24 protein-coding genes are annotated in these 26,734 nt (G+C 68.7%); 6 read left to right on the top strand and 18 right to left on the bottom strand.

The genetic code is table 11. The annotated features are described in order from the left end of the window. Positions 1–5 precede the first annotated feature (5 nt). A complete protein-coding gene (gene edd / locus VXM69_RS22380) occupies positions 6–1,862 on the bottom strand; it encodes a phosphogluconate dehydratase (RefSeq protein ID WP_367190173.1) in 1,857 nt (618 codons plus the stop codon). A 293-nt stretch (positions 1,863–2,155) separates the two neighbouring features. Here edd and VXM69_RS22375 point away from each other — a divergent pair, with 293 nt between their 5' ends. Continuing rightward, positions 2,156–3,004, top strand: a complete 849-nt coding sequence (locus tag VXM69_RS22375; protein WP_021158790.1) for a MurR/RpiR family transcriptional regulator — start codon at positions 2,156–2,158, stop codon at positions 3,002–3,004. Positions 3,005–3,136: 132 nt separating this feature from the next. Here the strand turns inward: VXM69_RS22375 and VXM69_RS22370 are convergent, their stop codons facing one another. From VXM69_RS22370 to bamE, 9 genes are all read right to left on the bottom strand, one after another. Continuing rightward, entirely contained in the window at positions 3,137–3,559 is a 423-nt protein-coding gene (locus tag VXM69_RS22370) for a CopD family protein (RefSeq protein WP_107938103.1), read from the bottom strand. A gap of 19 nt (positions 3,560–3,578) precedes the next feature. Next, positions 3,579–4,850: a glutamate-5-semialdehyde dehydrogenase gene (locus VXM69_RS22365; RefSeq protein WP_034186430.1), complete on the bottom strand. Its 1,272-nt coding sequence runs from the start codon at positions 4,848–4,850 to the stop codon at positions 3,579–3,581. 167 nt (positions 4,851–5,017) lie between these two features. Beyond that, the gene (holA, locus tag VXM69_RS22360; RefSeq protein WP_367190172.1) at positions 5,018–6,112 is read right to left on the bottom strand and encodes a DNA polymerase III subunit delta; all 1,095 of its coding nucleotides are present in this window, start codon (positions 6,110–6,112) and stop codon (positions 5,018–5,020) included. 18 nt (positions 6,113–6,130) lie between these two features. Continuing rightward, on the bottom strand, positions 6,131–6,682 hold the full coding sequence (gene lptE / locus VXM69_RS22355) for an LPS assembly lipoprotein LptE (RefSeq protein ID WP_034186428.1): 552 nt from the start codon (positions 6,680–6,682) through the stop codon (positions 6,131–6,133). A 38-nt stretch (positions 6,683–6,720) separates the two neighbouring features. Continuing rightward, a complete protein-coding gene (leuS, locus tag VXM69_RS22350) occupies positions 6,721–9,315 on the bottom strand; it encodes a leucine--tRNA ligase (protein ID WP_034186427.1) in 2,595 nt (864 codons plus the stop codon). A 181-nt stretch (positions 9,316–9,496) separates the two neighbouring features. After that, positions 9,497–9,955, bottom strand: a complete 459-nt coding sequence (locus VXM69_RS22345; RefSeq protein ID WP_059558032.1) for a biopolymer transporter ExbD — start codon at positions 9,953–9,955, stop codon at positions 9,497–9,499. Between the two features lie 24 nt (positions 9,956–9,979). Continuing rightward, on the bottom strand, positions 9,980–10,648 hold the full coding sequence (locus tag VXM69_RS22340; RefSeq protein WP_034186425.1) for a MotA/TolQ/ExbB proton channel family protein: 669 nt from the start codon (positions 10,646–10,648) through the stop codon (positions 9,980–9,982). 17 nt (positions 10,649–10,665) lie between these two features. Further along, positions 10,666–11,463, bottom strand: a complete 798-nt coding sequence (dapB, locus tag VXM69_RS22335) for a 4-hydroxy-tetrahydrodipicolinate reductase (protein ID WP_049031358.1) — start codon at positions 11,461–11,463, stop codon at positions 10,666–10,668. Between the two features lie 62 nt (positions 11,464–11,525). Continuing rightward, entirely contained in the window at positions 11,526–12,347 is an 822-nt protein-coding gene (gene bamE, locus VXM69_RS22330; protein ID WP_034186423.1) for an outer membrane protein assembly factor BamE, read from the bottom strand. Between the two features lie 141 nt (positions 12,348–12,488). Here bamE and fur point away from each other — a divergent pair, with 141 nt between their 5' ends. Further along, positions 12,489–12,917, top strand: coding sequence for a ferric iron uptake transcriptional regulator (fur, locus tag VXM69_RS22325; RefSeq protein WP_006753314.1), 429 nt, complete (start codon positions 12,489–12,491; stop codon positions 12,915–12,917). Positions 12,918–13,031: 114 nt separating this feature from the next. On the opposite strand, the gene VXM69_RS22320 is transcribed toward fur, so the two are convergent. From VXM69_RS22320 to VXM69_RS22310, 3 genes are all read right to left on the bottom strand, one after another. Continuing rightward, positions 13,032–13,565 carry an ureidoglycolate lyase gene (locus VXM69_RS22320; protein WP_034186449.1) on the bottom strand — a complete coding sequence of 178 codons (534 nt, stop codon included), beginning with the start codon at positions 13,563–13,565 and terminating at the stop codon, positions 13,032–13,034. 14 nt (positions 13,566–13,579) lie between these two features. After that, positions 13,580–14,587, bottom strand: coding sequence for an allantoicase (gene alc / locus VXM69_RS22315; RefSeq protein WP_367190171.1), 1,008 nt, complete (start codon positions 14,585–14,587; stop codon positions 13,580–13,582). A 118-nt stretch (positions 14,588–14,705) separates the two neighbouring features. Then, entirely contained in the window at positions 14,706–16,028 is a 1,323-nt protein-coding gene (locus VXM69_RS22310) for a C4-dicarboxylate transporter DctA (protein WP_034186448.1), read from the bottom strand. Positions 16,029–16,240: 212 nt separating this feature from the next. On the opposite strand from VXM69_RS22310, the gene VXM69_RS22305 reads away from it, so the two are divergent. Continuing rightward, a complete protein-coding gene (locus VXM69_RS22305; protein WP_175029127.1) occupies positions 16,241–16,963 on the top strand; it encodes a FadR/GntR family transcriptional regulator in 723 nt (240 codons plus the stop codon). Positions 16,964–16,999: 36 nt separating this feature from the next. On the opposite strand, the gene cynR is transcribed toward VXM69_RS22305, so the two are convergent. Then, entirely contained in the window at positions 17,000–17,890 is an 891-nt protein-coding gene (gene cynR, locus VXM69_RS22300; protein WP_367190170.1) for a transcriptional regulator CynR, read from the bottom strand. 310 nt (positions 17,891–18,200) lie between these two features. Here cynR and VXM69_RS22295 point away from each other — a divergent pair, with 310 nt between their 5' ends. Continuing rightward, complete coding sequence (locus tag VXM69_RS22295; RefSeq protein WP_034186420.1) at positions 18,201–19,400, top strand: MFS transporter; 1,200 nt, start codon at positions 18,201–18,203, stop codon at positions 19,398–19,400. A gap of 105 nt (positions 19,401–19,505) precedes the next feature. Here the strand turns inward: VXM69_RS22295 and VXM69_RS22290 are convergent, their stop codons facing one another. Together VXM69_RS22290 and VXM69_RS22285 are read right to left on the bottom strand one after the other, a co-directional pair. Then, positions 19,506–20,564, bottom strand: coding sequence for an L-idonate 5-dehydrogenase (locus tag VXM69_RS22290; protein WP_034186419.1), 1,059 nt, complete (start codon positions 20,562–20,564; stop codon positions 19,506–19,508). Positions 20,565–20,579: 15 nt separating this feature from the next. Further along, positions 20,580–21,353, bottom strand: coding sequence for an SDR family NAD(P)-dependent oxidoreductase (locus tag VXM69_RS22285; RefSeq protein ID WP_034186418.1), 774 nt, complete (start codon positions 21,351–21,353; stop codon positions 20,580–20,582). 150 nt (positions 21,354–21,503) lie between these two features. Between VXM69_RS22285 and VXM69_RS22280 the strand changes: the two genes are divergently transcribed. Further along, a complete protein-coding gene (locus VXM69_RS22280; protein ID WP_367190169.1) occupies positions 21,504–22,385 on the top strand; it encodes a LysR family transcriptional regulator in 882 nt (293 codons plus the stop codon). A 96-nt stretch (positions 22,386–22,481) separates the two neighbouring features. Here the strand turns inward: VXM69_RS22280 and gap are convergent, their stop codons facing one another. Together gap and tkt are read right to left on the bottom strand one after the other, a co-directional pair. Next, positions 22,482–23,492, bottom strand: coding sequence for a type I glyceraldehyde-3-phosphate dehydrogenase (gene gap, locus VXM69_RS22275; RefSeq protein WP_367190168.1), 1,011 nt, complete (start codon positions 23,490–23,492; stop codon positions 22,482–22,484). Between the two features lie 87 nt (positions 23,493–23,579). Continuing rightward, positions 23,580–25,652, bottom strand: a complete 2,073-nt coding sequence (tkt, locus tag VXM69_RS22270; RefSeq protein WP_034186416.1) for a transketolase — start codon at positions 25,650–25,652, stop codon at positions 23,580–23,582. A 215-nt stretch (positions 25,653–25,867) separates the two neighbouring features. Here tkt and speE point away from each other — a divergent pair, with 215 nt between their 5' ends. Next, positions 25,868–26,725: a polyamine aminopropyltransferase gene (speE, locus tag VXM69_RS22265; protein WP_059558038.1), complete on the top strand. Its 858-nt coding sequence runs from the start codon at positions 25,868–25,870 to the stop codon at positions 26,723–26,725. Positions 26,726–26,734 lie beyond the last annotated feature (9 nt).

Genomic DNA, 26,734 nt, shown 5'->3' with positions numbered 1-26,734 from the left:
GAAATTCATGCGGCGACGTGGGCGGCCGTTTCGCCGACCAGCGTCCCGAAAACCGATGCGCCCTGCTCGGCCGGCGCCGCGGCCGCGCGGAACACGCCGAACAGTTCACGCCCGAAGCCGACCTCGTTCTCGGCCTGGTGCAGCGGCTGCGCGACCGGGCGCGCATGCCACTCGGCGTCGTCGATCTCGATGTCGAGCACGCCGGCTTCCGCGTCGATCACCAGCGTATCGCCCGTCTTCACCTTGCCCAGCGGGCCGGCCAGCAGCGCTTCCGGCGACACGTGGATCACGGCCGGCACCTTACCCGACGCGCCCGACATGCGGCCGTCGGTCACCAGCGCGACGTGGAAACCCTGATCCTGCAGCACGCCGAGCAGCGGCGTCAAACGGTGCAGCTCGGGCATCCCGTTCGCGCGCGCGCCCTGGAAGCGCACGACCGCGACGAAATCGCGCTTCAGCTCGCCGCGATCGAACGCTTCCTTCACGGCTTCCTGCGAATCGAACACGATCGCGGGCGCCGTCACCTTGCGGTGCTCGGGCGCGACCGCCGAAATCTTGATCACGCCGCGGCCGAGCCGGCCCTGCATCAGGCGCAGGCCGCCGTCCGGCTGGAACGGGTCGCGGATGCCGCGCAGCACCTTCGTGTCGTGGCTCTCGGCCGCGCCGTCGACCCACGTCAGCTTGCCGTCGATCAGCTTCGGCTCCTTCGTGTAGTGCGACAGTCCCTTGCCGGCCACCGTCGTCACGTCCTCGTGCAGCAGCCCGCCTTCGAGCAGGTTGCGCACCAGGAACGCGACGCCGCCCGCCGCGTGGAAGTGGTTCACGTCGGCCTTGCCGTTCGGGTAGATCTTCGCGAGCAGCGGCACGACGGCCGACAGTTCGTCGAAGTCGTTCCAGTCGATCAGGATGCCGGCCGCGCGCGCGATCGCGACCAGGTGCAGCGTGTGGTTGGTCGAGCCGCCCGTCGCGAGCAGCGCGACGATGCCGTTGACGATCGCCTTCTCGTCGATCACATGGCCGATCGGCGTGTAATGGCCGCGCTCGACGGTCAGGTCGAGCACGCGGCGCGCGGCCTCGGCCGTCAGCGCGGTGCGCAGCGGCGTGTGCGGATGCACGAATGCCGAGCCCGGCAGGTGCAGCCCCATCAGCTCCATCAGCATCTGGTTGCTGTTCGCCGTGCCGTAGAACGTGCAGGTGCCGTGGCCGTGATACGCGGCCGATTCGGCTTCGAGCAGCGCGTCGCGGCCGACCTGGCCGGTCGCGAACTGCTGGCGGATCTTCGCCTTGTCGTCGTTCGACAGGCCGCTCGTCATCGGGCCGGCCGGCACGAAGATCGTCGGCAGGTGGCCGAATTGCAGCGCGCCGATCAGGAGGCCCGGCACGATCTTGTCGCAGATGCCCAGGCACAGCGCCGCGTCGAACATGTTGTGCGTGAGCGCGATCGCCGTGCCCATCGCGATCGCTTCGCGCGAGAACAACGACAGCTCCATGCCCGGGTTGCCCTGCGTGACGCCGTCGCACATCGCCGGCACGCCGCCGGCGAACTGCGCGACCCCGCCGTTCTCGCGCGCGGCCGCCTTGATGATCTCGGGGAACTCCTTGTACGGCGCATGCGCCGACAGCATCTCGTTGTACGAGGACACGATGCCGATGTTCGGCTCGCGAATCGCCTTGATCGAGAACTTGTCGTTGCCTTCGAGGCCCGCGAAGCCGTGCGCGAGGTTCGCGCACGACAGCGCGCCGCGTGCCGGGAACTTGCCCTGCGCGCCGTCGATGCGCTGCAGATAGGCGGAACGGGTCGATTGGCTGCGGGCGATCACGCGTTCGGTGACCTTCGCCAGGGTGGGGTGCAGCGACGTCATGCTGGGCGCTCCTGTATGCCGGCCGACACCGGCGGTTGGAATCGTGGGGACGGTCGAGTGCGTCGACCGAACGAAGCCAGTCTAGTAGAAAAACTACAAGCACGCAATGCGGATCGACAGCCGCACAACCCTTATTCCCGCCACCAGCAAGGCTTAAACTAGTGAAAACCCTAATTTCACCTGCCGTCACCCCATCAGAAGCATCACAATGACGCTAGTAATTTCATGTAGATTTTCTACAATTCGATTGCGATACACTCGCTCATCCGAACCCGATTTTCACGTGCCGTCCCATGCTGCCTCGCATTGAAGCGATCCGCGCCGAGCTGCGCCCGTCCGAGCGCAAGCTCGCCGACTACATCCTTGCCGCGCCGCGCGAGGTGCTCGACCTCGCGATGACCGAGCTGTCGACGCGCGCGGGCGTCAGCCAGCCGACCATCGCCCGCTTCTGCCAGGCACTCGGCTGCAGCGGCTTTCGCGAATTCAAGATCCGGCTCGCGCAAAGCGTCGCGCCGGGCGTGTCGTCGGTCTATCGCGACGTCGAACCCGACGAGCCGGCGCCCGGCATCATCGGCAAGGTGTTCGACCGCACGATCGGCGCGCTGATCGAAGTACGCAACAGCCTGTCCGCCGGCAGCGTCGCCGAGGCGATCGCGCTGCTGTCGAACGCGTCGCGGATCGAGTTCTACGGCGCCGGCGGCTCGGGCATCGCCGCGCAGGACATCCAGCACAAGTTCTTCCGGCTCGGCGTGCCGAGCGTCGCGTACTCGGATCCGCACACGTTCTCGATGTCGTCCGCGCTGCTCGGGCCGCACGACGTCGTCGTCGCGATCTCGAACACCGGCCGCACGCGCGACATCGTCGACGCCGCGCGCTCCGCGCTCGCGTGCGGCGCGAAGGTCGTCGCGATCACGCAGAGCCATTCGCCGCTCGCGAAGCTCGCGACCGTGAGCCTCGCGTCGAACGTTGCCGAGGAAACGGACGTGTTCTCGCCGATGACGTCGCGGATGTCGCACCTCGCGATCGGCGACATCCTCGCGGTCGGCGTGGCGCTGTCGCGCGGCCCCGCGCTGATGGAACGGGTCGGCCGCGCGAAGGAAGCGATCACGCGGCGCCGGATCGACGACGGCACGAAGGATTGACGGCGCGTGGCGGTCGGCCGGCGCATGACCGGCGCATCAGCCGGCACGTAACACGCACGTCAACGACAAACGGCGCCCCGAGGGGCGCCGTCGCGCAGGGGTCCGCACCGGCCACCGCGCCGGCCGCGCCGCTCAGAACGGCTTGATCACGACCAGTGCGACCGCGGCAAGCATGCCGAGCACCGGCAGTTCGTTGAACACGCGATACCACTTGTCGGTACGCTTGTTCTCGCCGCGCTCGAACACTTTCAACAAGTGCCCGCAGTACGCGTGGTAGATCACGAGCAGCAGCACGACCGTCACCTTCGCATGGATCCAGCCCTGCCCCTGCCCGATGCCGATCACGAGCCACAGCCACAGCCCGCAGGCCAGCGCCGGCACCGCGATCATCGTCATGAAGCGGAACAGCTTGCGCGCCATCAGCAGCAGGCGGCGTACCGCGGCCGGATCGGTCTCCATGGCCAGGTTCACGTAGATGCGCGGCAGGTAGAAGAGCCCCGCGAACCACGCGGCGATCAGAACGATATGGAACGTCTTGACCCAGAGCATTGCCATTGGTGGTGCGCCTCGCGGGTTACTGGCGGCCTTCGCCGTGTCCGAGCACGACGTACTTCAGCGACGTCAGCCCTTCCAGGCCGACGGGGCCGCGTGCGTGCAGCTTGTCGTTCGAGATGCCGATTTCCGCGCCGAGGCCGAACTCGAAGCCGTCCGCGAAGCGGGTCGACGCGTTGACCATCACGCTCGCGGAATCGACCTCGCGCAGGAAACGCATCGCGCGGTCGTGATCCTCGGTAACGATCGCATCGGTGTGATGCGAGCCGTAGTGGTTGATGTGCTCGATCGCGGCGTCGAGGCCGTCGACGACCTTGATCGCGAGCACCGGCGCGAGATATTCGGTATGCCAGTCTTCTTCGGTCGCGTCGACGAGCGGACCGACGCCCGCATCGGCGAGCACCGCGCGCGCAGCCGCATCGACGCGCAGCTCGACCTGCTTGTCGCGATACAGCTTGCCGAGCGGCGGCAGCAGCGCAGCCGCGATGCCGCCCGACACGAGCAGCGTCTCCATCGTGTTGCAGGTGCCGTAGCGGTGCGTCTTCGCGTTGTCGCAGACGGTCAGCGCCTTGGCGAGATCGGCGCGATCGTCGACGTACACGTGGCAGATGCCGTCGAGGTGCTTGATCATCGGCACGCGCGCCTCGTTGATCAGGCGCTCGATCAGGCTCTTGCCGCCGCGCGGCACGATCACGTCGACGTATTCGGTCATCGTGATCAGCTTGCCGACCGCCGCGCGATCGGCCGTCGCGACGACCTGCACCGCGTCCTGCGGCAGGCCGGCCGCCTCGAGCCCTTCACCGATCAGCTTCGCGAGCGCCGCGTTCGATTCGAGCGCTTCGGAGCCGCCGCGCAGGATCGTCGCGTTGCCCGACTTCAGGCACAGCGCGGCCGCGTCGATCGTCACGTTCGGGCGCGATTCGTAGATGATGCCGATCACGCCGAGCGGCACGCGCATCTGGCCGACCTGGATCCCGCTCGGGCGATACTTGAGGTTGCCGATCTCGCCGATCGGATCGGCGAGCGACGCGACCTGGCGCAGCCCTTCGACCATCGTTTTCAGCGCCTTGTCCGACAGCGTCAGGCGGTCGACGAACGCTGCATCGAGCCCCTTTTCACGGGCGCGGGCGACGTCGCGCGCATTCGCGTCCTTCAGCACCTGCGCGTCGCGTTCGATCGCGCGGGCCACCGCGTCGAGCGCCGCGTTCTTCGCGGCCGTGCTGGCGCGCGCCATCGCGCGGGAAGCGTGCCGGGCGCGACGGCCCAGGTCGGTCATGTACTGATCGATATCCATCGTGTGACTCGAGAAGCGAGCCGCGCGGAGCGGCATGAATTCGTGGGGGAGCGCGCGGACGGCCATCCGGGGCAGCCATCCGCGCTAGGCCGCGGCAGACACGCCGCGCCGGCAATCGAAATATTGTAAGCGGGTTGCGCCGTGCGCGCTGACGGCCCGGACGGGACCTAGCGTCGCACGCGACCCGCGGTCGGCGGTCGCTCGCCGCGCGCGCCCGCGACCGTCATCGCGAGCTGGAACAGCCCGTCCCACGGATCGGGCGGCGGCTCGTCCTGCGTGCGGCGGCCCGGCACGACGGCCGTGAGCCCCTTGACCTGCCGGTCGAGCTTCGCGGCGAACGCGAGCGCCTTCTCGAGCACGCCTTCCGACACGCGGTTCAGCGCGGGGCCGATCAGCCGCTCGCGCGGCCCCCATACGCGGTTCTCGCGCAGCAGCGTCGCCAGCGGCTTGCCGGCCGTCGCGCCGCGCTTGATCCGCAGCAGCGTGCGCAGTTCCTCGACGACGGCCCACATCACGAGCACGATCGCCTCGCCCTCGCCCTTCAGCCCGTCGATCATCCGAGCGAGCCGCGCGGCGTCGCCGGCGAGCATCGCTTCGTTCAGCTTGAAGACGTCGTAGCGCGCGACGTTCAGCACCGCGTCGTGCACCTGCTCGAACGACAGCGTCCCTTGCGGATACAGCAGCCCGAGCTTCTGGATTTCCTGGTGCGCGGCGAGCAGGTTGCCTTCGACGCGCTCGGCAATGAACTGCAGCGCGCGCCGCCCGTCGTCGCCGGGCGCGGCCCGCTGGCCCTGCATCGCGAGACGCTGGCCGATCCAGTTCGGCAGTTGCGCGCGATCGACCGGATCGATCTTCAGCGCGACGCCGCCGTTCTGCAGCGCGGTAAACCACGCGGATTTCTGCGTGGCCGCATCGAGACGCGGCAACGTGACGAGCATCAGCGCGTCGGGATTGGGCGCGGCCGCGAGCGTCTTCAGCGCATCGGCGCCTTCCTTGCCGGGCTTGCCCGACGGAATGCGCAGCTCGATCAGCTGGCGCTCGCCGAACAGCGACATCGCCTGGGTCGCGCCGAGCAGCACGCTCCAGTCGAAGCCGCGCTCGACCGTATGCACCGAACGCTCGGTGAAGCCGGCCGCGCGTGCGGCCGCACGAATGCGGTCGCACGCTTCCTGCGCGAGCAGCGGCTCGTCGCCGTAGACGGTATAGAGCCCGGCCACCCCCTTCGCGAGGTGCGGCTCCAGCGCATCAAGTCGCAATTGCATCGCTACGTGCGCCGTCGATCAGAGCGGCGGCGGCGGCAGCGGCGCGCGCGGCGCGACACCCGGCACCACGTCCTCCGGCGCCGGCGTCAGCGAATGGACGATCGCGAGACGTCGCATCAGCTGGTCGACCGCGTCGTTCTGCATGTCGCCGTACAGGATGTCGGCTTCCTGCGCCTTCGCGTTCGTGTACTGGTCGCTGTACGTCATCGCGCGGTTCAGCGCGATCGCGCTCGGCGGGATCAGCACGGTGCCGTCCTTGCTCGTCAGCGTGTAGTTCAGCGTATAGAACAGCGCGTATTCCTGCGCCGAGCCGAACTTGTTGAGCGTCAGCGTGTTCTGCCCACGCGACTCCCACATGCGCAGCACGGCGTCGGCGTCGTCCGCCGACTTGACGATCTTCGTGTCGCTGCCGGCCTCGACGAGGCGCGTGAGACGCGCCTCGACGGGCGCCGGCGCACCGGCCACCAGCAGGTGCTTGAACGCGTAGTCCTGCTGGCCGCGCAACTGGAAGCCGCATGCCGACAGCGCGACCGCGCTGCCGACGAGCATCAAAAACGATCTGCGGATCACCTTCGCTCCTTCTGGGTACGTCCGACGGCTGGCGGCCGTCAGACGACGATGTTCACGAGGCGGCCCGGCACGACGACGATCTTCTTCGCCGGCTTGCCGTCGCTGAACTTCGCGAATGCTTCGTCGGCCACCGCCGCGGCTTCGATCGCCTCGCGGCTCGCGTCCTTCGCCACCTTCAGCGCGCCGCGCACCTTGCCGTTCACCTGCAGCACGAGTTCGATCTCGGCCTGCTCGAGCGCGGCCTCGTCGACCTTCGGCCACGGCGCGTCGAGCAGCGGGCCGAATTCGTCCGCGTAGCCGAGTGCCTTCCACAGTTCGAACGTGACGTGCGGCACAACCGGGTACAGCACGCGCAGCAGCACGCCGTACGCTTCGCGCAGCACGCCGGGCGTCGCGCCCTTCGCGCCGTCGATCGCGTTAAGCATCTTCATCGCGGCCGACACGACCGTGTTGTACTGCAGGCGCTGGTAGTCAAAATCGGCCTGCTTCAGCACGCTGTAGATCTCACGGCGCAGCGCCTTGTCGGCTTCGCCGAGCGCGGCTGCATCGAAGCCCGCGCGCGCGGCGAGCGCCTCGCGGTTGCCGTAGCCGAAGCTCCACACGCGGCGCAGGAAGCGGCTCGCGCCTTCGACGCCCGCGCCCGACCATTCGAGCTGCTGCTCGGGCGGTGCGGCGAACATCGTGAACAGGCGCGCGGTGTCGGCGCCGTACAGGTCGATCAGCACCTGCGGATCGACGCCGTTGTTCTTCGACTTCGACATCTTCTCGATGCCGCCGAGCACGACCGGCTGGCCGTCCGTGTTCAGCGTCGCGCCGACCGGGCGGCCCTTGTCGTCGTGCGTGACCGTCACGTCGGCCGGGTTGTACCAGGTCTTCTTGCCCGAAGCGTCCTCGCGGTAGAACGTCTCGTTCAGCACCATCCCCTGCGTGAGCAGGTTCTTCGCCGGCTCGCCGAACTTCACGAGGCCGAGGTCGCGCATCACCTTGGTCCAGAAGCGCGAATACAGCAGGTGCAGGATCGCGTGCTCGATGCCGCCGATGTATTGGTCCATCGGCATCCAGTAATCGGTGCGTGCGTCGACCATCGTGTCGGCGTCCGGCGCCGTGTAGCGCGAGAAGTACCACGACGAATCGACGAACGTGTCCATCGTGTCGGTTTCGCGCTTCGCGGCCGCGCCGCACTTCGGGCACGAACAGTTCAGGAACGCTTCCGACTTCGCGAGCGGGTTGCCCGAGCCGTCCGGCACGAGGTCTTCCGGCAGCACGACCGGCAGGTCCTGTTCCGGCACCGGCACGTCGCCGCACGACGGGCAGTGGATGATCGGGATCGGCGTGCCCCAGTAGCGCTGGCGCGATACGCCCCAGTCGCGCAGGCGCCACGTGACCTGCTTGTCGCCGAAGCCGCCGGCGTTCAGGTCGGCCGCGACCGCGTCGACCGCTTCCGCGTAGCGCAGGCCGTCGTACTTGCCGCTGTTCACGCAGACCGCGGTTTCCTTGTCGCCGTACCACTCCTGCCATGCGTCGAGCGAGTACGTCTGGCCTTCGGCCGAGATCACCTGCTTGATCGGCAGGTCGTACTTCTTCGCGAACGCGAAGTCGCGCTCGTCGTGGCCCGGCACGCCCATCACCGCGCCTTCGCCATAGCTCATCAGCACGTAGTTGCCGATCCACACCTCGACCGGCTCGCCGGTCAGCGGGTGCTTGACCGAGAAGCCCGTCGCGACGCCCTTCTTTTCCATCGTCGCGACGTCGGCTTCGGCGACGCCGCCGCGCTTGCATTCGTCGATGAACGCGAGCAGTTCCGGCTTGTCCTGCGCCAGACGCGTGGCGAGCGGGTGCTCGGCCGCGATCGCGCAGAACGTGACGCCCATGATCGTGTCGGCGCGCGTCGTGAACACGCGCAGCAGCTTCTGCTCGCCGTCGAGTTCGTACGGGAAGCCGAAGTTCACGCCGAAGCTCTTGCCGATCCAGTTCTGCTGCATGATCTTCACGCGCTCGGGCCAGCCGAGGCCGTCGAGGTCGTTCAGCAGTTCATCGGCGTACTGCGTGATGCGCAGGTAGTACATCGGGATCTCGCGCTTCTCGACGAGCGCGCCCGAGCGCCAGCCGCGCCCGTCGATCACCTGCTCGTTCGCGAGCACGGTCTGGTCGACCGGGTCCCAGTTCACGGTGCCCGTCTTCTTGTACGCGATGCCCTTCTCGAGCATCTTCAGGAACAGCCACTGGTTCCACTTGTAGTAGTCGGGCTTGCACGTCGCGATCTCGCGCGACCAGTCGATCGCGAGGCCCATCGACTGCATCTGGCCCTTCATGTAGTCGATGTTGTCGTAGGTCCACTTCGCGGGCGGCACGCCGTTCGCCATCGCGGCGTTCTCGGCCGGCATCCCAAACGCGTCCCAGCCCATCGGCATCAGCGTGTTGTAGCCGTTCATCCGCAGATAGCGGTACATCACGTCGTTGATCGTGTAGTTGCGCACGTGACCCATGTGCAGCTTGCCGGACGGGTACGGCAGCATCGACACGCAGTAGAACTTCGGCTTCTGCGAATCTTCCTGCGTCTTGTAGGCATCGGCTGCGCGCCAGTCGCCCTGGGCGGCGGCTTCGACGTCGGCGGGTACGTATCTTTCGTGCATGGTGTGGTTCGGGCTAGGCTTTAAGCGGCGCGACGGCTCGCGCGCAGCAGTGGATCGAAAGGCGTGCATGCCCGGCGCGGGAACAGGCGGGCTGTTGCCGGACCGGGAAAAACGACGATTATACCGCCCGCGCCGGCCCGCACGGCCGGTCTCGCGGGCCGGGGCCCGCAACCGGGGCGCGTCAGGGTTTCGCCGTGGCGGCGGCCGGCGCGGCGGCGCCCGCCTGCGGCGGCACGTCGGTCACGAAACCGATCCGCGTGAGGCCCGCGGCCTGCGCGGCGCCCATCACCTGCGCGATCACGTCGTAGCGCGTCGCGCGCGACGCGCGCAGCCGCAGCTCCGGCGGCGCGGCGCCCGCGGCGGCGGCCCGGAAGCGCGCGGGCAGCGCGTCGAGCGCGACGGGCGCGTCGTCCCAGTACAGCTTGCCGGCGTCGTCGATCGACAAGGTGACGGATAACGGCGTGTCGCGCGCGACGCTGGCCGCGACCTTCGGCAGGTCGAGCCGGATCGCGTGCGTCATCAGCGGCGCGGTGATGATGAAGATGACGAGCAGCACGAGCATCACGTCGATCAGCGGCGTCATGTTGATCTCCGCCATCGGCGCGGACGTCTTGTGGTGCTCGAGCCCGCCGAATGCCATGGTCGTTCCTCCCGCGCCCGTCGGTCAGGCGCCCGCCGCGCACACGAACACGTGCAGGTCGCGCGCGAAACCGTCGAGTTCCTCGGCGAGCTGCCGGACGAGCCGCCCGAGGATGTTGTAGGCCAGCACCGCGGGAATCGCGACGACGAGCCCGAACGCGGTCATGATCAGCGCCTCGCCGACCGGCCCCGCGACGTTCTCGATCTGCGCCTGCCCGCTCGCGGCGATGCTGCCGAGCGCGTGGTAGATGCCCCACACGGTGCCCAGCAGCCCGACGAACGGCGCGGTGCTGCCGATCGACGCGAGCAGCACCTGGCCGAATTCGAGACGCCGCTGCGAGCGCAGCATCGCGTGGCGCAGCGCGCGCAGCACGCGTTCGCCGCGCTCCACGCGCGCGGCCAGCGTGGCCGGGTCATGGTCGTCGGCCGCGTCGCGCGCGGCTTCGGCGAGCGGCACGAACACGCGCTCGCGATCCGCGCCGGCGAGCGCGGCAATGCCCGCGTCGAGCGACGGCGCGCGCCAGAACGCGGCGAGCGCGCGCGGCCCCTGGCGCTTCGCGCGGACCAGGAGCCAGGCTTTCATGAAAAGGAAGCACCAGCTGGCGACGGACATCGCCAGCAGCACATAGGCGACCGCATGCGTGATCGCATCGCCGCTTTCGAGGTAGTGGACAACGCCGGTGGGTATCGCCATCGGAGTTTCCCCGTGGGTCAGCGCAGGCCGAGCACGTCCTGCATGTCGAACAGGCCGGCGCCGCGCGCCGACAGGAAGCGGACCGCGCGCAACGCGCCCTGCGCGTACGACACGCGGCTCGACGATTTGTGCGTGATCTCGATGCGCTCGCCGATCCCGGCGAACAGCACGGTGTGATCGCCGACGATGTCGCCGCCGCGCACGGCCGCGAAGCCGATCGACGACGGGTCGCGCTCGCCCGTCACGCCGTGGCGGCCGTACACCGCGCACTCGTCGAGCGAGCGGCCGAGCGCGCCGGCGACGGCCTCGCCCATCATCAGCGCGGTGCCCGACGGCGCATCGACCTTGTGGCGGTGGTGCGCCTCGATGATCTCGATGTCGTAGCCGTGCGAGAAATGCTTCGCCGCGAATTCGAGCAGCTTCAGCGTGACGTTCACGCCGACGCTCATGTTCGCCGCGAACACGATGCCGATCCTGGCCGCCGCGGCCTGCAGCTCGGCCTTCTGCTCGGCGGTGAAGCCGGTCGTGCCGATCACGAGCTTCACGTCGTGGCGCAGCGCGGCCGCGATGTGGGCCATCGTGCCTTCCGGGCGCGTGAAATCGATCAGGTAGTCGGCCTGCGCGAACACGGCGTCGAGGTCGTCGGTCAGCTTGATCCCGGTTTCCTTGCCGAGGAACGCACCGGCGTCCTGGCCGAGGAACGGCGAATCGGCGCGGTCGAGCGCGCCGACGAGCTGCGCGTCGGCATCGTTGAGAACGGCTTCGATCAGCATCCGGCCCATTCGGCCCGATGCGCCGGCAATCGCAATCTTCATGGCTTTCTACACGACAGGTCTAAAGGCGGGCGGCGCGAGCCGCCCTGGTTCCGCAACCGCGCTTACTGCGCCGGCGCGGTGAGCGGCTGGTTCTGCAGGTTGTCCGAACCTTGCGGACCGACGGGCGGCGACGCCTCGTTCGACACGTTCGGCTGCGGCGGGCGGTGGAACTGGAACTGCGGCTGGATCGCCGGCGCGGCGCCCGGCGGCTGGCCGCCCGGCACCGGTGCACCGCCCGAGGCCTGCGCGGACGGCGTGAAGCGGCGTGCGGCCGAACCCTGTCCCGACACCTGGTTGGTCGCGCGGTTCGCCGCACGGGCGGCCTGCGCGTTCGCATCCTGGTCGACCGCCGCGCCGGAGGCCGGCACGACGGACGGGCTGGCGACGACATCCGGCACCGGCGTACTCGCCGCCGCCTGCGCCTGCGCGGCGCTCGCGGCAGCGGCTTCCGACGCCTTCCGCGCCGCCGCGGCCGCCTTCGCCTTCTTGCCGCCGCGGTCGCCGTCGATGTCGGCCAGCAGGTCGAGCTCGGACGGCAGGTTGTCGGCGCCCGTCCAGCCCGCGAGGCGATCGCCCGCGAACGTCACGACGAGATCGCGCTGCTGGACGATCGACGTCGAGCCGCGCTTGAAGTAGAAGAGGTAATCCCAGCGGTCGGCGTGGAACATGTCCGCCAGCAGCGGCGTGCCGAGCAATGCCCGGACCTGCTCGCGCGTCATGCCGACCTGCAGTTGCGCGGCTTTCTCCTGCGATACGAAGTTGCCCTGCACGACGGTGATCCGATAGGGCGTGATGCTCTGCGCAATGCGCTGCGTCACGCTGTCGTACGACGAACAACCCGCCAGCGCGACGACGGCGGCGGCAGCGATGATGGCACTCCGCATGCGACTCCTCTGAAAGTGCGAAAGCGATTCTGGGATCATTTCCTTCACCGTGCTGGCCCGCGTGCAGGCCGCGCGTGTTTCTGGAACGGCGAAAAGCCGGTAACATTGAAGCCCTGCATTGTACTCTAGGGATGCCTAGCCATGACCAATCCGACGGATCTCAAGAATATCGGGCTAAAGGCCACCCTACCGCGCCTCAAGATTCTCGAGATCTTCCAGCAGAGCCCGGTGCGCCACCTGACGGCCGAAGACGTCTACCGGAACCTGCTCAACGAGCAGCTCGACATCGGGCTCGCGACCGTCTACCGCGTGCTCACGCAGTTCGAGCAGGCCGGCCTGCTCACGCGCAGCAACTTCGAATCGGGCAAGGCCGTGTTCGAGCTGAACGAGGGCTCGCACCACGATCACCTCGTGTGCCTCGATTGCGGCCGCGTCGAGGAATTCTTCGATGCCGAGATCGAAAGCCGCCAGCAGGCGATCGCGAAGGAGCGCGGCTTCCGGCTCCAGGAGCACTCGCTCGCGATGTACGGCTCGTGCACGACCGAGAACTGCCCGCACCGCAAGCACTGAGCCGCCGATTCGCGTGCGTCGCGCACGCAGCACGGCCCGGCCGGCATCTCGCCGCCCGGGCCGTTTTTCTTTTCGGGCCGCGCCGCGCGGGGCACGCGGGCCGGCCAATATTGCTTACGAATGCCCTTCGACGCTCGCGCAAGCCGGCTCGAATGCCAGCGTCCATGCGCACTCGAGCGGGATCTCGTCGCAGTTCGGCTGCGGGCCGCCGCGATCGACGATCACGAAATCGCTGAGCGCGTCGAGCGCGAGCAGCGGATGGTGCCAGACGCCCTTCGCGTAGTTCACGCCCTGCCAGCCTTCGGCCAGGAACGCGCGCATCGCATCGGGCCGGAAGTCGCCGGCCGGCGCGACGACGATCGCATAGCGCGACACGGCCGCGAGCGGGATGAATGCCTGGCTGCCGTGCGGATGGCGCTCCATCAGCGTGACCGCGACCGGCAGCGCGCGCGGCTGCGCGCGAAACACGCTGACGAGCGGCCGGCCGCCGTCCGCGCACACGTCGATCGCCGCGAGATCGTGGAAGCGCTCGGTCGTGCCGCCGTTGATCGGGAAGTGCCGCGCGCCTTCGAGCGCGATCACGTCGCCGAACGGCGCGAACGCCTCGCGGGTCAGGCGTTCGACGCGCAGGATGCGGGATCCGGTCATGACGCTGCCCTCCTTCAGGCCGGCTCGCCCCACAGACGCAGGCGCGACACGCCGCCGTCCGGGAAGATGTTGAAGCGCACGTGCGTGACGGGGCCGAGCGCCGCGAGCTGGTCGAACGTGTGCACGTGATCCATCTGCAGCTTCTGCTCGCCGAGCAGTTCGGCCCAGAACATCGCCTGCGTGACGAGCGAATCGTCGGTGCCGCCCGCGACGTGCGCGGCCTGCAGCGAACAGCGGTCGGGGAAATTGCCCTTGAAGAACGCCGTGTCGACCTCGACGCGCCGGATGATGCCCGGCCGCGCGAGCGCGACGATCGCCCAGTCGTTGCCGGGCTCGCGGCGGCGCCGCGTTTCCCAGCCGTCGCCCATGTTCGCGCCGCGCCCCGGCATCAGCATCTGCGATGCCGGCCCGAAGTGCTGGTTGTTCGCGGCCACCAGATAACCGCCGTTCTCGATCGCCGCGAGATCGACGAGCTCGCCGGCCGGCACGTGGCGCCAGTCGCGCTGCGGCTGGCCGTACACGCGCAGCCGTGCGAGCCCGCCGTCCGGATACAGGTTCACGCGCAGGTGCGTGACCGGCTGCGCGTCGTCGACGCTCACGTAGTGGTGCGAATTGCCCTGCAGCGTCGTCGCGGGGACGATCGTCCGCCACGCGGCGGCGTCGGGCGGCGTGTCGCCGTCGACGGCGCACGCCTCGATCGACGCGGCCGGCGGAAAATTACCGGTGAAGTGGCTCGTATCGAGGTCGACGCCATGGATCACGCCCGGCCGCGCGAGGCGCACCACGCAGAAATCGTGGCCGGTCGTGCGCTTGCGGCGCGTTTCCCAGCCGTCCATCCACTTGCCGTGGTCGTCGTACTTGCCGGGAATGAACACGGCCGGCTCCGGATTCAGCATGCGCTCCTTCGGCGCGAAAAATTCGTCGCTGGCGAACAGCGCCTGCGCCCCGAGGCGCGGGTCGGCAAGGTTCATGTAGCGCCGCGCAAACGCGGGCGCGTTCGGATCGAGAATGGGGGCTGCCATGTCGTCTCCTGATTTCCGGTTATTTCTGGTGAAAGGCCGGCGCATCGAGGCGCCGGCGCATGCAAGACGAGCGCGCGCAACGGCCAGGGGCGAAGCCGGCCCGCGCGCCGAGCCGCGCTCAGAGCGCGTGAGCCTGGTCGCCGCCCACCGGCGCCGCGCGGCCTGCCTCGTCGGCCGGCACGTAGCGCAGCTCGCGGTTCAGCACGCGCGTCGCACGGGCGCGGTCGATGTCGTTTTCCCATACCGCGACGACGACCGTCGCGACGCAGTTGCCGATCAGGTTGGTCAGCGCGCGGGCGATGCCGACGAACCAGTCGACCGGCAGGATCAGCACGAGGCCGAGCACCGGGATCGCGGGGATCGCCGACAGCGTCGCCGCGAGGATCACGATCGCCGAACCGGGGATGCCGTGCGCGCCCTTCGACGTGACGAGCGACACGAGCAGCACGACGATCAGGTCATGGGTCGACAGCGGCGTGTTGGTCGCCTGCGCGATGAACAGCACCGCGAGCGTCAGGTAGATCGAGAAGCCGTCGAGGTTGAACGAATAGCCGGTCGGGATCACGAGGCCGACCGTCGAATCCTTGATGCCCATGTATTCGAGCTTGCTCATCACCTGCGGCAGCACCGCGTCCGACGACGCCGTGCCGAGCACGATCGACAGTTCCTCGCGCAGGTAGCGAATCAGCTTGAACACCGAGAAGCCCGCGATGCGCATCACGATGCCGAGCACGACCGTGACGAACACGAAGCAGCTCACGTAGAACACCGCGACGAGGTAGCCAAGCTGCTTGAGCGACGCGACGCCGTACTTGCCGGTCGTGAACGCGATCGCGCCGAGCACGCCGAGCGGCGCGAGCTTGATGATGAAGCCGATGATCCGGAAGAACACGTGCGACAGTTCCTCGATCAGCGAGTTGACGCGCTGCGCCTTGTCGCCCAGCAGCGACAGCGCGGAACCGAACAGCACCGCGAACACGAGGATCTGCAGGATGTCGCCCTTCGCGAACGCGTCGATCGCGGTGTCGGGGATGATCTTCATCAGGTAGCCGGCCGTGTCCTTCAGGCTTTCGGCGTTCTTCGCGTACGACGCGAGCGACGCGGCGTCGAGCGAGCGCAGGTCGATGTTCATCCCGACGCCCGGGCGCGTGAACCACGCGAGCACCAGGCCGATGCCGAGCGCGATCGTCGTCATCACCTCGAAGTAGACGACGGCCTTCAGGCCGACCCGGCCGACCTTCTTCAGGTCGCCCGCATTGGCCATCCCGCTGACCACGACGCAGAACACGATCGGGCCGATGACCATCTTGATCAGCTTCAGGAAGCCGTCGCCGAGTGGCCGCAGCGACTCGGCGAAGTGCGGGAAGAACGCGCCTAGCGCGACCCCCAGGATCAATGCGACGACTACCCGGCCAAACAGCGAATTGAGGAATTTCGACACGGCGCTCTCCCGATCCAACGGTTGCAGTTTCGTCTGTTCATACTGGTAAGACCAGTGATGTTATGGTGGATAGTAGGAAGCCGATATAGTGGCGTCAAGGACCGACAAAATAGGGATTTCCCGCCCCTGCCCGCCCGCTTGGAACGCATCTGACAGGGTCGGATCGTGGCTTTCCCGTAGGGGCGTCGTGCACTGCCCGCGTGCGGATTACAATGCCGGTCAGACCGGCCAAAGTCCACACCATGAAAAACGTTCCGCATACCGTGACCGACGCCGCCATCGCGACGATCCGCGACCGGATCGAGGCAGGCGTTTATCCGGTCGGCAGCCTGCTGCCGGCCCAGCGCCAGCTCTCCGAGGAGCTGGAAATCAGCCGCGCGTCGCTGCGCGAGGCGCTGTCGACGCTCGAGGCGCTCGGGATGCTGCGCATCCGGGCGGGCAAGGGTGTGTATGTCGAAAGCGCGCAGGCGTCGGCCGCGCATCCGTGGCAGTTCTCCGAGCAGTCGTCGCCGCCCGATACGTACCAGATGCGCTATGCGCTCGAAGGGTTCGCCGCGCGGATGGCCGCGCGCGTCGTCAGCGACGCCGACATCGCATGGTTCGAGGACAACCTCGCCGACCTGCACGTCGCGCTGACCGACAACGCGATCGACGAAGCGTCGCAGCTCGACTTCGACTTCCACATGCGGATCATCCATCTGGCCGGCAACGCGGCGATCGAATCGGTGCTGCGCAGCAGCGCGGACATCATGAAGGAAAGCCAGCGCATGCCGTTCTACCGGCGCGAGCTGCTGCTGTCGACATGGCACGAGCACCGCGCGATCGTCGACGCGCTGATCGCGCGCGATGCGGCCGCCGCGGGCACCGCGATCGAAACGCACATCGCGAACGCCGCGCAGCGCGCAGGCATCTTCTTCCCGACGCCAGGCGCCTGACGCGCCCCCGGTTCCCAAACGGCCCGGGCGTCCCGGTCACCCGCCCGACGGATAGCGGAACGCGAGCGCGCGCTCGATGAACGCGCGCGCCGCGACGCTGCGGTACGCGCCCTTGCGCGTGAGCAGCGCGGCCGTGCGGGCCGGCAGCGGCGGATCGATCTCCAGCGCGCACAGCTCGCCGCTCTCGCGCGCGATCGCATCGGGCAGCACCGTCGCAAGCCGGCCGCATCGCACGAGCTCCACCACCGCGCTGATCGTATTCGTCTCGATCGCGATCGTCGGCCGCGCGCCCTGCTCGATGAAGTACCGGTCGATGCGCTCGCGCGTCGCGAACGCGCGGCTCAGCAGCACCAGCGGCTCGCCGCCGAGCTCGGCCGGCGTCAGCGCGCGGCGGCGCCGCGCGAGACGGTGCGTGCGGCCCGTCACGAGCGCGAGCGGCTCGTCCCACAGCGGCAGCGCGTCGATGTCCGGCGCGCGCGGCGGCATGAACGCGAAACCCGCGTCGAGCCGGTCGTCGGCGAGCAGCGCCTCGATGCGCGCCTGCGGCATCGCGTCGATCGTCAGCGCGACGTTCGGGTAATCGGTGTGAAAACCGTCGATCAGCGAGCCGCTCAGGTAGGCCGCGAAGGTCGGCATCATCGCGAGCCGCAGCGACCCGCCGCCGAGATCGGCAACGTCGTGCAGCGCGCGCTGCCCCGCATCGAGCTCGTGCAGCGCGGCGCGCGCATGGCGTGCATAGACTTCGCCGAATTCGGTGAGCCGCACCGTGCGGCCCGAGCGGTCGAACAGCTGCACGCCGAGCGTGTCCTCGAGCTGGCGCACCTGCTGCGACAGCGTGGGCTGCGACACGTGCAGCGCATCGGCCGCGCGCGTGAAACTGCGTTGCTCGGCGACGGCCAGGAAATAGCGGATGTGGCGAAGAAGCATCGCGGCCAACGTATTGGTTTTGCCAATGAATACCATAACGATCCAGTCTTGGACGCTATGGGGCGATTCCCGCATCATACGCACATCCGTTCCCGTGCCTCGCACCTGTCCGCACCGGAGCGGCCCGCCCGGGCCCGCCCTGCCTGCGCCCGCCGCACGACGATCCGCCGCGCGCCCGATCCGGGCCCGGCCGCGATCCGCCCGGCGCGCATCGGCCCACCGCCGATCCGTCACACCGGCCCCGATTTCCGTCACACCGCGCAACCGACGGCCCCATGCCGCCGGCCGGCGCCGCCGTTTTTTCACGACCATGGAACCGCATCACGACAACCATCCTCCGCTCACCCGCGGCATGACGCTGCTGTTCGCCTGCGCGTGCGGCATCGTCATCGGCAACATCTATTACGCGCAGCCGCTGCTCGCCGCGATCGCGCGCAGCTTCGGCCGCGCGCCGGCCGAGCTCGGCTATCTCGTCACGCTGACGCAGCTCGGTTATGCGGCGAGCCTGCTGCTGATCGTCCCGCTCGGCGACGCGGTCAACCGCCACACGCTGATCGTGCGGCTGCTGATGCTCAACGTTGTCGCGCTGGCCGCCGTGACCGTCAGCACCAATTTCACGACGTTCGTCGTCGCGAACGTCGCGGTCGGCTTCGTCACCTGCTCGACGCAGCTGCTCGTCCCGTTCGCGGCATCGCTCGCCGACGCGCGCTCGCGCGGCCGCGCGGTCGGCACCGTGATGAGCGGCCTGTTGCTCGGCATCCTGCTCGCGCGCGTCGCGGCCGGCGCGATCGCCGACGGGTTCGGCTGGCGTGCGGTTTACGGCATCGCCGCGGTGATGGTGCTCGCGCTGACCGGCGTGCTCGCCGTGAAGCTGCCGAAGGATCGCCGCGACACGCGCGTCGACTATGCGGCGCTGATGAAGTCGCTCGTCGCGCTGGTGCGCGCGCAACCGCTGATCGCGCTGCGCTCGACCTACGGCGCGCTGGTGTTCGCGTGCTTCAGCCTGCTGTGGACGGGCCTCACGTTCCTGCTGAGCCAGCCGCCGTACGGCTATTCCGAAGGCCGGATCGGCCTGTTCGGCGTCGTCGGCGCGGTGGGCGCGCTCGCGGCGACGTCGGCCGGCCGGCTCGTCGATCGCGGCCACGGCAACGCGGCGACGGGGCTGTTCGCCGCGGCCGTGCTCGCGTCGTTCGCACTGATCGCGGCCGGCGCGCATTCGCTCGCGGCGCTGATCGCGGGCATCCTGCTGCTCGACGTCGGCGTGCAGGGCATGCACATCTCGAACCAGAGCGTGATCTACGCGCTGGCCGGCAATGCGCGCAGCCGCGTGACGACAATCTACCTGACGAGCTATTTCATCGGCGGCGCGCTCGGGTCGTTCGCGGCGAGCGTCGCGTACGGCATCGCCGGCTGGCGCGGCGTGTGCATCGCGGGCGCGGCGCTGTCGGGCGTGCTGATCGCGCTGTGGCTCGCCTCGCAACGTGTCGGCACGCGGCAGGTCACGCCGTAACGCGATCCTCCGTTTCCGCGACACGACGACCGAGGCACGCCGCGCGAATCGCGGGCGTGCCTCGTGGCGACGGCGTCGAGGCCGTCGCGGGTCAGCGCCGCGCCGTCACGCGGTCTCGCCCGCGAAATCGATCAGCACCTTCATCGCGCGCTGCCGGTCGCCGGCCAGTTCGAACGCGAGATTCGCATCGCGCATCGGGAACACGCGCGTGACGGCCGGCCGCAGGTCGACGCGCCCCGCATTGATCAGCTGCACCGCGAGCGCGAATTCCGCGTGGAAGCGGAACGATCCGCAGATCGACAGCTCCTTCGCGACCACGACGTTCTGCGGCAGGCTGACGTCGCCGCCGAGCCCGAGCTGCACGACGACACCGCGCGGCCGCATCACGTCCAGCCCGTCGCGCAGCGCCCGCGCATTGCCCGAACACTCGATCATCACGTCGAACGTGCCCTTGTCGGCGGCGTAACGCGCGACCCAGCCGGCATCGGCGGCCGCGTTGATCGTGCGGTCGGCGCCGAGCGCACTGGCCACCGCCAGCGGCGCCTCGACGACGTCGGTCGCGACGATCTCCGTCGCGCCGTGCACGCGCGCGGCCGCGACGGCAAGCACGCCGATCGGCCCGCACCCCGACACGAGCACCCGCTTGCCGATCAGCGGGCCCGCGCGCGACACCGCATGCAGCCCGACCGCGAACGGCTCGGCGAGCGCCGCGAGCGACAGCGGCACGTGATCGGCAACCTTCACGCACTGCACGGCGTCGCATACGAGCGCGTTGCGGAACGCGCCCTGCACGTGCGGCATGCGCATCGCGCTGCCGTAGAAGCGCATGTCGAGACACTGGTTCGGCAGCCCTTCGAGGCAGTAGCGGCACGCGCCGCACGGCCGGCTCGGATTGACCGCGACGCGGTCGCCGACTTTCACCGACGTCACGTCCGGCGCGACCTCCGCGACCGTGCCGGCCACCTCGTGGCCGAGCACCATCGGCTGCTGCAGCCGGATCGCGCCGAAGCCGCCATGCCGGAAGTAATGCAGGTCGGAGCCGCAGATGCCGCCCATCGCGACGTCGACGCGCACCTGGCCCGGGCCGATCTCGCCCGCGTCCTGCTCCTCGACCCGCAGGTCGTTCGGCCCGTGGATCACCACACACATGCAACGCATACGCATGACCCTCTCCTCTCGTCAAACGGCGCTGGTCAGGCCGCCATCCACGAACAGCGTCTGGCCGTTCACGAAATCGGAGGCGGCCGACGCGAGAAAGATCGCCGCGCCGCACAGCTCGTCGACGCGCCCCCAGCGACCGGCCGGCGTGCGCTTGCACAGCCAGTCCGAGAACGCCGCGTCGTCGACCAGCGCGCGATTCAGTTCGGTTTCGAAATAGCCGGGCGCGAGGCCGTTCGCCTGGATGCCGTGGCGCGCCCAGTCGGCGCACATCCCCTTCGTCAGCATCCGCACCGCGCCCTTGGTCGCCGCATACGGCGCGATCGTCGGCCGCGCGAGTTCGCTCTGCACCGAGCAGATGTTGATGATCTTCCCGTGGCCGCGCGCGATCATGTGCCGCGCGACGGCCTGCGCGACGTTGAACACGCCGTCGAGGTTCACGCGCATCAGCGCATGCCAGTCGTCCGGGTCGAACGTGTCGAGCGGCGCGCGGCGCTGGATGCCCGCGTTGTTCACGAGGATGTCGATCGCGCCGATGCGCGCCTCGGCATCGTCGATCGCCGCGCGCACCTGCGCGTGCTCGGCCACGTCGAACACCGCATGGTCGGCCGTGAAGCCTTCGTCGCGGAAACGGCGCGCGAGCGTCGCGGCCTTCTCCTCATTGCGATCGTTGATGACGATCGCCGCGCCGGCTTCCGCGAGTCCGCGGGCGAGCGTCAGCCCGATCCCGCGTCCGGAGCCGGTAATCAGTGCGCGGCGGCCGTCGAGGCGGAACCGGTCAAGCGCGTGAGTCATCGATGTCTCCTCATGTCAGGGGAGCCGGCTGCCCGTCGCGGCCGTCTCGCGTCGACGTTATCTTCCACCGGCGGCCGGGCCCCGCGCCAATGCTTGTTTTTGATCCGGTTATCATGAAATCTGATTACCGCCCACGGGGGCCCGCCGACCATGGAACTCAAGCAATTGCGCGCCTTCGTCACGCTCGCGGAAGAGCTGCATTTCGGGCGCGCCGCGCGGCGCCTGTGCATCGTGCAACCCGCGTTGAGCATGCAGATCAAGGCACTCGAGGAAGCACTCGGCGCGCGCCTGTTCGAGCGCGACCGGCACAAGGTCGAACTGAGCGACACCGGGCGCGTGTTCCTGCCCGAAGCACGCGCCACGCTGCAGCAGGCCGCGCGCGCGGAGCAGATGGCGCGGCTGTCGAGCCGCGGCGAAATCGGCACGCTGCGGATCGCGTTCGTGTCGTCGGTGCTGCCCGCGCTGCTGCCGGCCGTGCTGCGCACGATGCGCGAGCGTTATCCGCTGATCGCGCTCGACCTGAAGGACATGCCGACGCCCGACCAGATCGCCGCACTGCGCGACCGGCGGATCGATTTCGGGATGATCCGGCTGCCGGCCGCGTATGCGGGCATCGACACGCGCGTGATCCTGGAAGAAGGCTTCGTCGTCGCGCTGCCGCTCGATCATCCGCTCGCGGTGCACGACCCGATCCCGCCGGCCGCGCTGGGCGGCCAGCCGGTGTTCGTGCTCGCGCGCCGCTACGCGCCCGGCTTTCACGACGACATGCTGCTCGCGCTGAGCCGCGCGGGCACGACGCTCGAGATTGCCCAGGAGTTCGGCGAATTCACGACGATGCTCGCGCTCGTCGCGGCGGGCATGGGGATCGGGCTGATCCCGGCGGAAGCCGCGAGCGCGCTGCCGCCGAACGTGCTCGCGCGGCCGCTCGACCTGGCCGGGCACCGCACCGGCATCGGCCTCGCGTGGACCGATCTCGACAGCCCGCTGAAGCGTGCGTTCGCCGCCGCGCTCGAGCAGGTGACCGCGGCGTGAGCCACCGAACGCGGCAACAAAAAAGCCCGACCGGAAAAACCGGCCGGGCTCGTTCGCCGCGCAGGCCGCCTCGCGGTGGCCGCGCAACGTGCGGGATTACTTCGCGTTCGCGAATGCGACAGCGGTATCCAGCATGCGGTTCGAGAAACCCCACTCGTTGTCGTACCAGCTCGACACCTTGACGAGACGGCCCGACACCTTGGTCAGCGTCGCGTCGAACGTCGACGAAGCCGGGTTGTGGTTGAAGTCGATCGACACCAGCGGTGCGTCGTTGTAGCCGAGGATGCCCTTCAGCGCGCCTTCCGATGCTTCCTTCATGATCGCGTTGACTTCCTCGACCGTCGTGTCGCGCTTTGCGATGAACGACAGGTCGACGATCGACACGTTGATCGTCGGGACGCGGATCGCGTAACCGTCGAGCTTGCCGTTCAGTTCCGGCAGCACGAGGCCGACGGCCGACGCCGCGCCGGTCTTCGTCGGGATCTGGCTGTGCGTGGCCGAACGCGCGCGGCGCAGGTCTTCGTGATAGACGTCCGTCAGCACCTGGTCGTTCGTGTATGCGTGGATCGTCGTCATCAGGCCGGTTTCGAGGCCGATCTTGTCGTTCAGCGGCTTGACGAGCGGCGCGAGGCAGTTCGTCGTGCACGATGCGTTCGAGATGACGGTGTGCTCGGGCTTCAGCACGTCGTGGTTCACGCCGTAGACGATCGTCGCGTCGACGTCCTTGCCGCCCGGCGCCGAGATGATGACCTTCTTCGCGCCGCCCTTCAGGTGCGCGCTCGCCTTTTCCTTCGTCGTGAAGAAGCCCGTGCATTCCATCACGACGTCGACGCCCAGCTCGCCCCACGGCAGTTCGGCCGGGTTGCGGTTCGCCAGCACGCGGATCTTGTCGCCGTTCACGACGAGGTAGTCGCCGTCGACCGACACTTCGCCCGGGAACTTGCCGTGCGCGGTGTCGTACTGGGTCAGGTGCGCGTTGGTCTTCGCATCGCCCAGGTCGTTGATCGCGACGATCTCGAGATCGTGCTTCTTGCCGTTTTCATAAAACGCGCGCAGCGTGTTGCGGCCGATACGGCCGTAGCCGTTGATTGCGACGCGAATCGTCATGGTCTATCTCCTGATGGCTGAAAAAATTCGTTTCGTGCAGCTTCACGGTGCGACGCGCGCGACGGGTGGCGCGCGTCGCGTATGTTGTCAGGCCAGTACGGCCTTGGCGGTCTCGACGACGTGCTCGACGGTGAAGCCGAAGTACTTGAACAGCACGCCGGCCGGCGCCGATTCGCCGAACGTGTCGATCCCGACGACGCCGCCTTCCAGGCCGACGTACTTGTGCCAGAAGGCCGTCACGCCCGCTTCGATCGCGACGCGGCGCACGCCGTGCGGCAGCACGCGCTCACGGTATTCGGCGTCCTGGCGGTCGAACACGTTGGTCGACGGCATCGACACGACGCGGGCCGCGATGCCCTGCTGCGCGAGCGGCTCGACGGCCTTCATCGCGAGTTCCACTTCCGAGCCCGTCGCGATCAGGATGATCTTGCGCGCGACGATCTCTTCGTCCCAGTCCTTCAGCACGTAACCGCCCTTCTCGATGTTCGCGATCTGCGCATCGGTACGCGGGTTGAACGCGAGGTTCTGGCGGCTGAAGATCAGGCTCGACGGACGGTCGGCGGCGACCGCGTGGGTCCACGCGACGGCCGTCTCGACCGTGTCGGCCGGACGCCACACGTCGTGGTTCGGGATCAGGCGCAGGCTCGACACGTGCTCGATCGACTGGTGCGTCGGGCCATCCTCGCCGAGGCCGATCGAATCGTGCGTGAACACGAAGATCGACGGCACCTTCATCAGCGCGGCCACGCGCAGCGCGTTGCGGCTGTAGTCGGAGAACGTCAGGAACGTGCCGCCGAACGGCTTGTGGCCGCCGTGCAGCGCGAGGCCGTTGATCGCGGCGCTCATGCCGAATTCACGCACGCCGTAGTTGATGTGGTTGCCCAGCACGACGCCCGGGCCTTCCGGATTCGCGCGGACCGCCTTCGACGCCTTCCAGTTGGTCAGGTTCGAGCCGGTCAGGTCGGCCGAGCCGCCGAGCAGTTCGGGCAGCGCGGCGGCCAGGCCTTCGATCGCCTGCTGCGACGCCTTGCGGGTCGCGACCGTTTCGGCGCGCTCGTTCGCGCCGGCGATGATCGCCGCGGCCTTTTCAGCCCAGTCGGCCGGCAGCTTGTTGGCCATCCGGCGCTCGAATTCGGCGGCTTCCGCCGGGAACTTCGCGCGATAGGCGGCGAACGTCGCGTCCCATTCGGTTTCGGCGCGTTTGCCGGCTTCCTTCGCGTCCCATGCCGCGTAGACTTCCTGCGGAATCACGAACGGCTCCCACTTCCAGCCGAGCGCTTCGCGCGTCTTCGCGATTTCTTCCGCGCCGAGCGCCGCGCCGTGCACGTCGTGGCCGCCGGCCTTCGTGGCCGCGCCCTGACCGATCACCGTCTTGCAGCAGATCAGCGTCGGCTTGTCCGACAGCTTCGCCTTCGCGATCGCCGCGTCGACCGCGTCGACGTCATGGCCGTTCACGTTCGGGATCACGTTCCAGCCGTACGCTTCGAAACGCTTCGGCGTGTCGTCGTGGAACCAGTTCACGACGTCGCCGTCGATCGAGATGCCGTTGTCGTCGTACAGCGCGATCAGCTTGTTCAGCTTCAGCGTGCCGGCGAGCGAGCAGGCTTCGTGCGAGATGCCTTCCATCAGGCAGCCGTCGCCGAGGAACACGTACGTGTGGTGATCGACGATCTTCGCGCCGTCACGGTTGAACTCGTCAGCCATCAGCGCTTCGCCGAGCGCCATGCCGACCGCGTTCGCGAGGCCCTGGCCGAGCGGGCCGGTGGTCGTCTCGACGCCCGGCGTGATGCCGTATTCCGGGTGGCCCGGCGTCTTCGAGTGCAGCTGGCGGAAGTTCTTCAGCTCTTCCATCGGCAGGTCGTAGCCGGTGAGGTGCAGCAGCGAGTACAGCAGCATCGAGCCATGACCGTTCGACAGCACGAAGCGGTCGCGATCGGCCCAGTGCGGGTTCGTCGGGTTGTGCTTCAGATGGCGCGACCAGAGCGCGACGCCGATTTCGGCCATGCCCATCGGCATGCCGGGGTGACCGGAGTTCGCTTGCTGGACGGCGTCCATCGCGAGCGCACGGATCGCGTTGGCCATCAGGGTGGTGGAGGCGGGAGACGAAGTCGTCATGTCGAGTCCGGAGAACGAGTCGAGGAAACGGGGGCACGGCGGCATCCGGAAGCGCGAGCGTCGATCGTTCCCGGCGCGTGGTGCGGCGCCTGACGGACGCGAAGCGGACGGAGCCTACGGACGGGGCTGCAAAGCTCGTCATTTTAACAGATGGGCTGACATTTCCCTTGTCGGCGCGTAGTGTTCCGGCACGGTTTTCCGTCGAACCGCCCGCCTCCTATAATTCAGACGTCGGAACTGCCTGCCCCAAGGGTCCGCCCGTGAGCACCACGCTTCTCTTCCACCCTACGCCCCACGCCACCTACGGCTTCCCGAATGCCCGGCGGCTCGCGCGCGTCGCGTCCTCGCACCAGCAGATCGAGGTCTGGGAAACCCCGCAGCTCGGCCGCCTGTTCACGCTGGACGGCCGGCCGATGACGTCGGTCGGCGACGAGTACGTCTATCACGAGTGCATGACGCACCCGGCCGCGCTCGCGCACCCGTCGCCGAAGAAGGCGCTCGTGCTCGGCGGCGGCGACGGCGGCGCGGCCCGCCAGCTGCTCAAGCACGCGTGCATCGAGCGGATCGTGATCGCGGAGCTGGACGACGAGGTGGTCGGGATGGCGCGCCGCTATCTCGACGACGTGCACCAGGGCGCGCTCGACGACCCGCGCGTCGAGGTCGTGATCGGTGACGCCGCGCACTTCGTCGAGTCGACCGTCGAGCATTTCGATCTCGTCGTGTTCGATCTCACGCCGCCCGATTCGCCGGCGGCCGGCCTCTACACGCGTGCGTTCTACGCACGCCTCAAGCGCATTCTCACGCCGTGCGGCGCGATTTCGATGCACCTCGGCTCGCCGATATTCCACGCCGCGCGCATCGCCGCGCTGCTCGACGACCTGCGCGCGAGCTTCGCGGTCGTCGATCCGTTGTCCGCGCACGTGCCGCTGTACGGCTCGCAGTGGCTGATGGCGATCGCGAGCGACACGCTCGACGCGGCCGCGCTGTTCGCGCACGACATCGACGATCGCCTCGCGGCCCGCCGCGTCCACGACCTGCGCTACTACGATGCGCGGTTGCATGCGTCCCTCTTTGCCCTGCCGCGCGCGCTGCGCGATACACTGGGCGTTCGCCGCTGAGCGTCCGGG

This window comes from Burkholderia sp. Ed8 (assembly GCF_040761425.1).
Taxonomy (GTDB): Bacteria; Pseudomonadota; Gammaproteobacteria; order Burkholderiales; family Burkholderiaceae; genus Burkholderia; species Burkholderia seminalis.
Note: the sequence above shows the minus strand (reverse complement) of the source record. Positions and strands in the feature narration are given on the sequence as shown.

Excerpts from the sequence above, each read along its gene's own strand:
- edd (WP_367190173.1), bottom strand. The coding sequence starts at position 1,862 with ATGACGTCGCTGCACCCCACCCTGGCGAAGGTCACCGAACGCGTGATC.
- VXM69_RS22375 (WP_021158790.1), top strand. The coding sequence starts at position 2,156 with ATGCTGCCTCGCATTGAAGCGATCCGCGCCGAGCTGCGCCCGTCCGAG.
- VXM69_RS22370 (WP_107938103.1), bottom strand. The coding sequence starts at position 3,559 with ATGGCAATGCTCTGGGTCAAGACGTTCCATATCGTTCTGATCGCCGCG.
- VXM69_RS22365 (WP_034186430.1), bottom strand. The coding sequence starts at position 4,850 with ATGGATATCGATCAGTACATGACCGACCTGGGCCGTCGCGCCCGGCAC.
- holA (WP_367190172.1), bottom strand. The coding sequence starts at position 6,112 with ATGCAATTGCGACTTGATGCGCTGGAGCCGCACCTCGCGAAGGGGGTG.
- leuS (WP_034186427.1), bottom strand. The coding sequence starts at position 9,315 with ATGCACGAAAGATACGTACCCGCCGACGTCGAAGCCGCCGCCCAGGGC.
- VXM69_RS22345 (WP_059558032.1), bottom strand. The coding sequence starts at position 9,955 with ATGGCATTCGGCGGGCTCGAGCACCACAAGACGTCCGCGCCGATGGCG.
- VXM69_RS22340 (WP_034186425.1), bottom strand. The coding sequence starts at position 10,648 with ATGGCGATACCCACCGGCGTTGTCCACTACCTCGAAAGCGGCGATGCG.
- dapB (WP_049031358.1), bottom strand. The coding sequence starts at position 11,463 with ATGAAGATTGCGATTGCCGGCGCATCGGGCCGAATGGGCCGGATGCTG.
- bamE (WP_034186423.1), bottom strand. The coding sequence starts at position 12,347 with ATGCGGAGTGCCATCATCGCTGCCGCCGCCGTCGTCGCGCTGGCGGGT.
- fur (WP_006753314.1), top strand. The coding sequence starts at position 12,489 with ATGACCAATCCGACGGATCTCAAGAATATCGGGCTAAAGGCCACCCTA.
- VXM69_RS22320 (WP_034186449.1), bottom strand. The coding sequence starts at position 13,565 with ATGACCGGATCCCGCATCCTGCGCGTCGAACGCCTGACCCGCGAGGCG.
- alc (WP_367190171.1), bottom strand. The coding sequence starts at position 14,587 with ATGGCAGCCCCCATTCTCGATCCGAACGCGCCCGCGTTTGCGCGGCGC.
- VXM69_RS22305 (WP_175029127.1), top strand. The coding sequence starts at position 16,241 with ATGCCGGTCAGACCGGCCAAAGTCCACACCATGAAAAACGTTCCGCAT.
- cynR (WP_367190170.1), bottom strand. The coding sequence starts at position 17,890 with ATGCTTCTTCGCCACATCCGCTATTTCCTGGCCGTCGCCGAGCAACGC.
- VXM69_RS22295 (WP_034186420.1), top strand. The coding sequence starts at position 18,201 with ATGGAACCGCATCACGACAACCATCCTCCGCTCACCCGCGGCATGACG.
- VXM69_RS22290 (WP_034186419.1), bottom strand. The coding sequence starts at position 20,564 with ATGCGTATGCGTTGCATGTGTGTGGTGATCCACGGGCCGAACGACCTG.
- VXM69_RS22285 (WP_034186418.1), bottom strand. The coding sequence starts at position 21,353 with ATGACTCACGCGCTTGACCGGTTCCGCCTCGACGGCCGCCGCGCACTG.
- VXM69_RS22280 (WP_367190169.1), top strand. The coding sequence starts at position 21,504 with ATGGAACTCAAGCAATTGCGCGCCTTCGTCACGCTCGCGGAAGAGCTG.
- gap (WP_367190168.1), bottom strand. The coding sequence starts at position 23,492 with ATGACGATTCGCGTCGCAATCAACGGCTACGGCCGTATCGGCCGCAAC.
- tkt (WP_034186416.1), bottom strand. The coding sequence starts at position 25,652 with ATGCCGCCGTGCCCCCGTTTCCTCGACTCGTTCTCCGGACTCGACATG.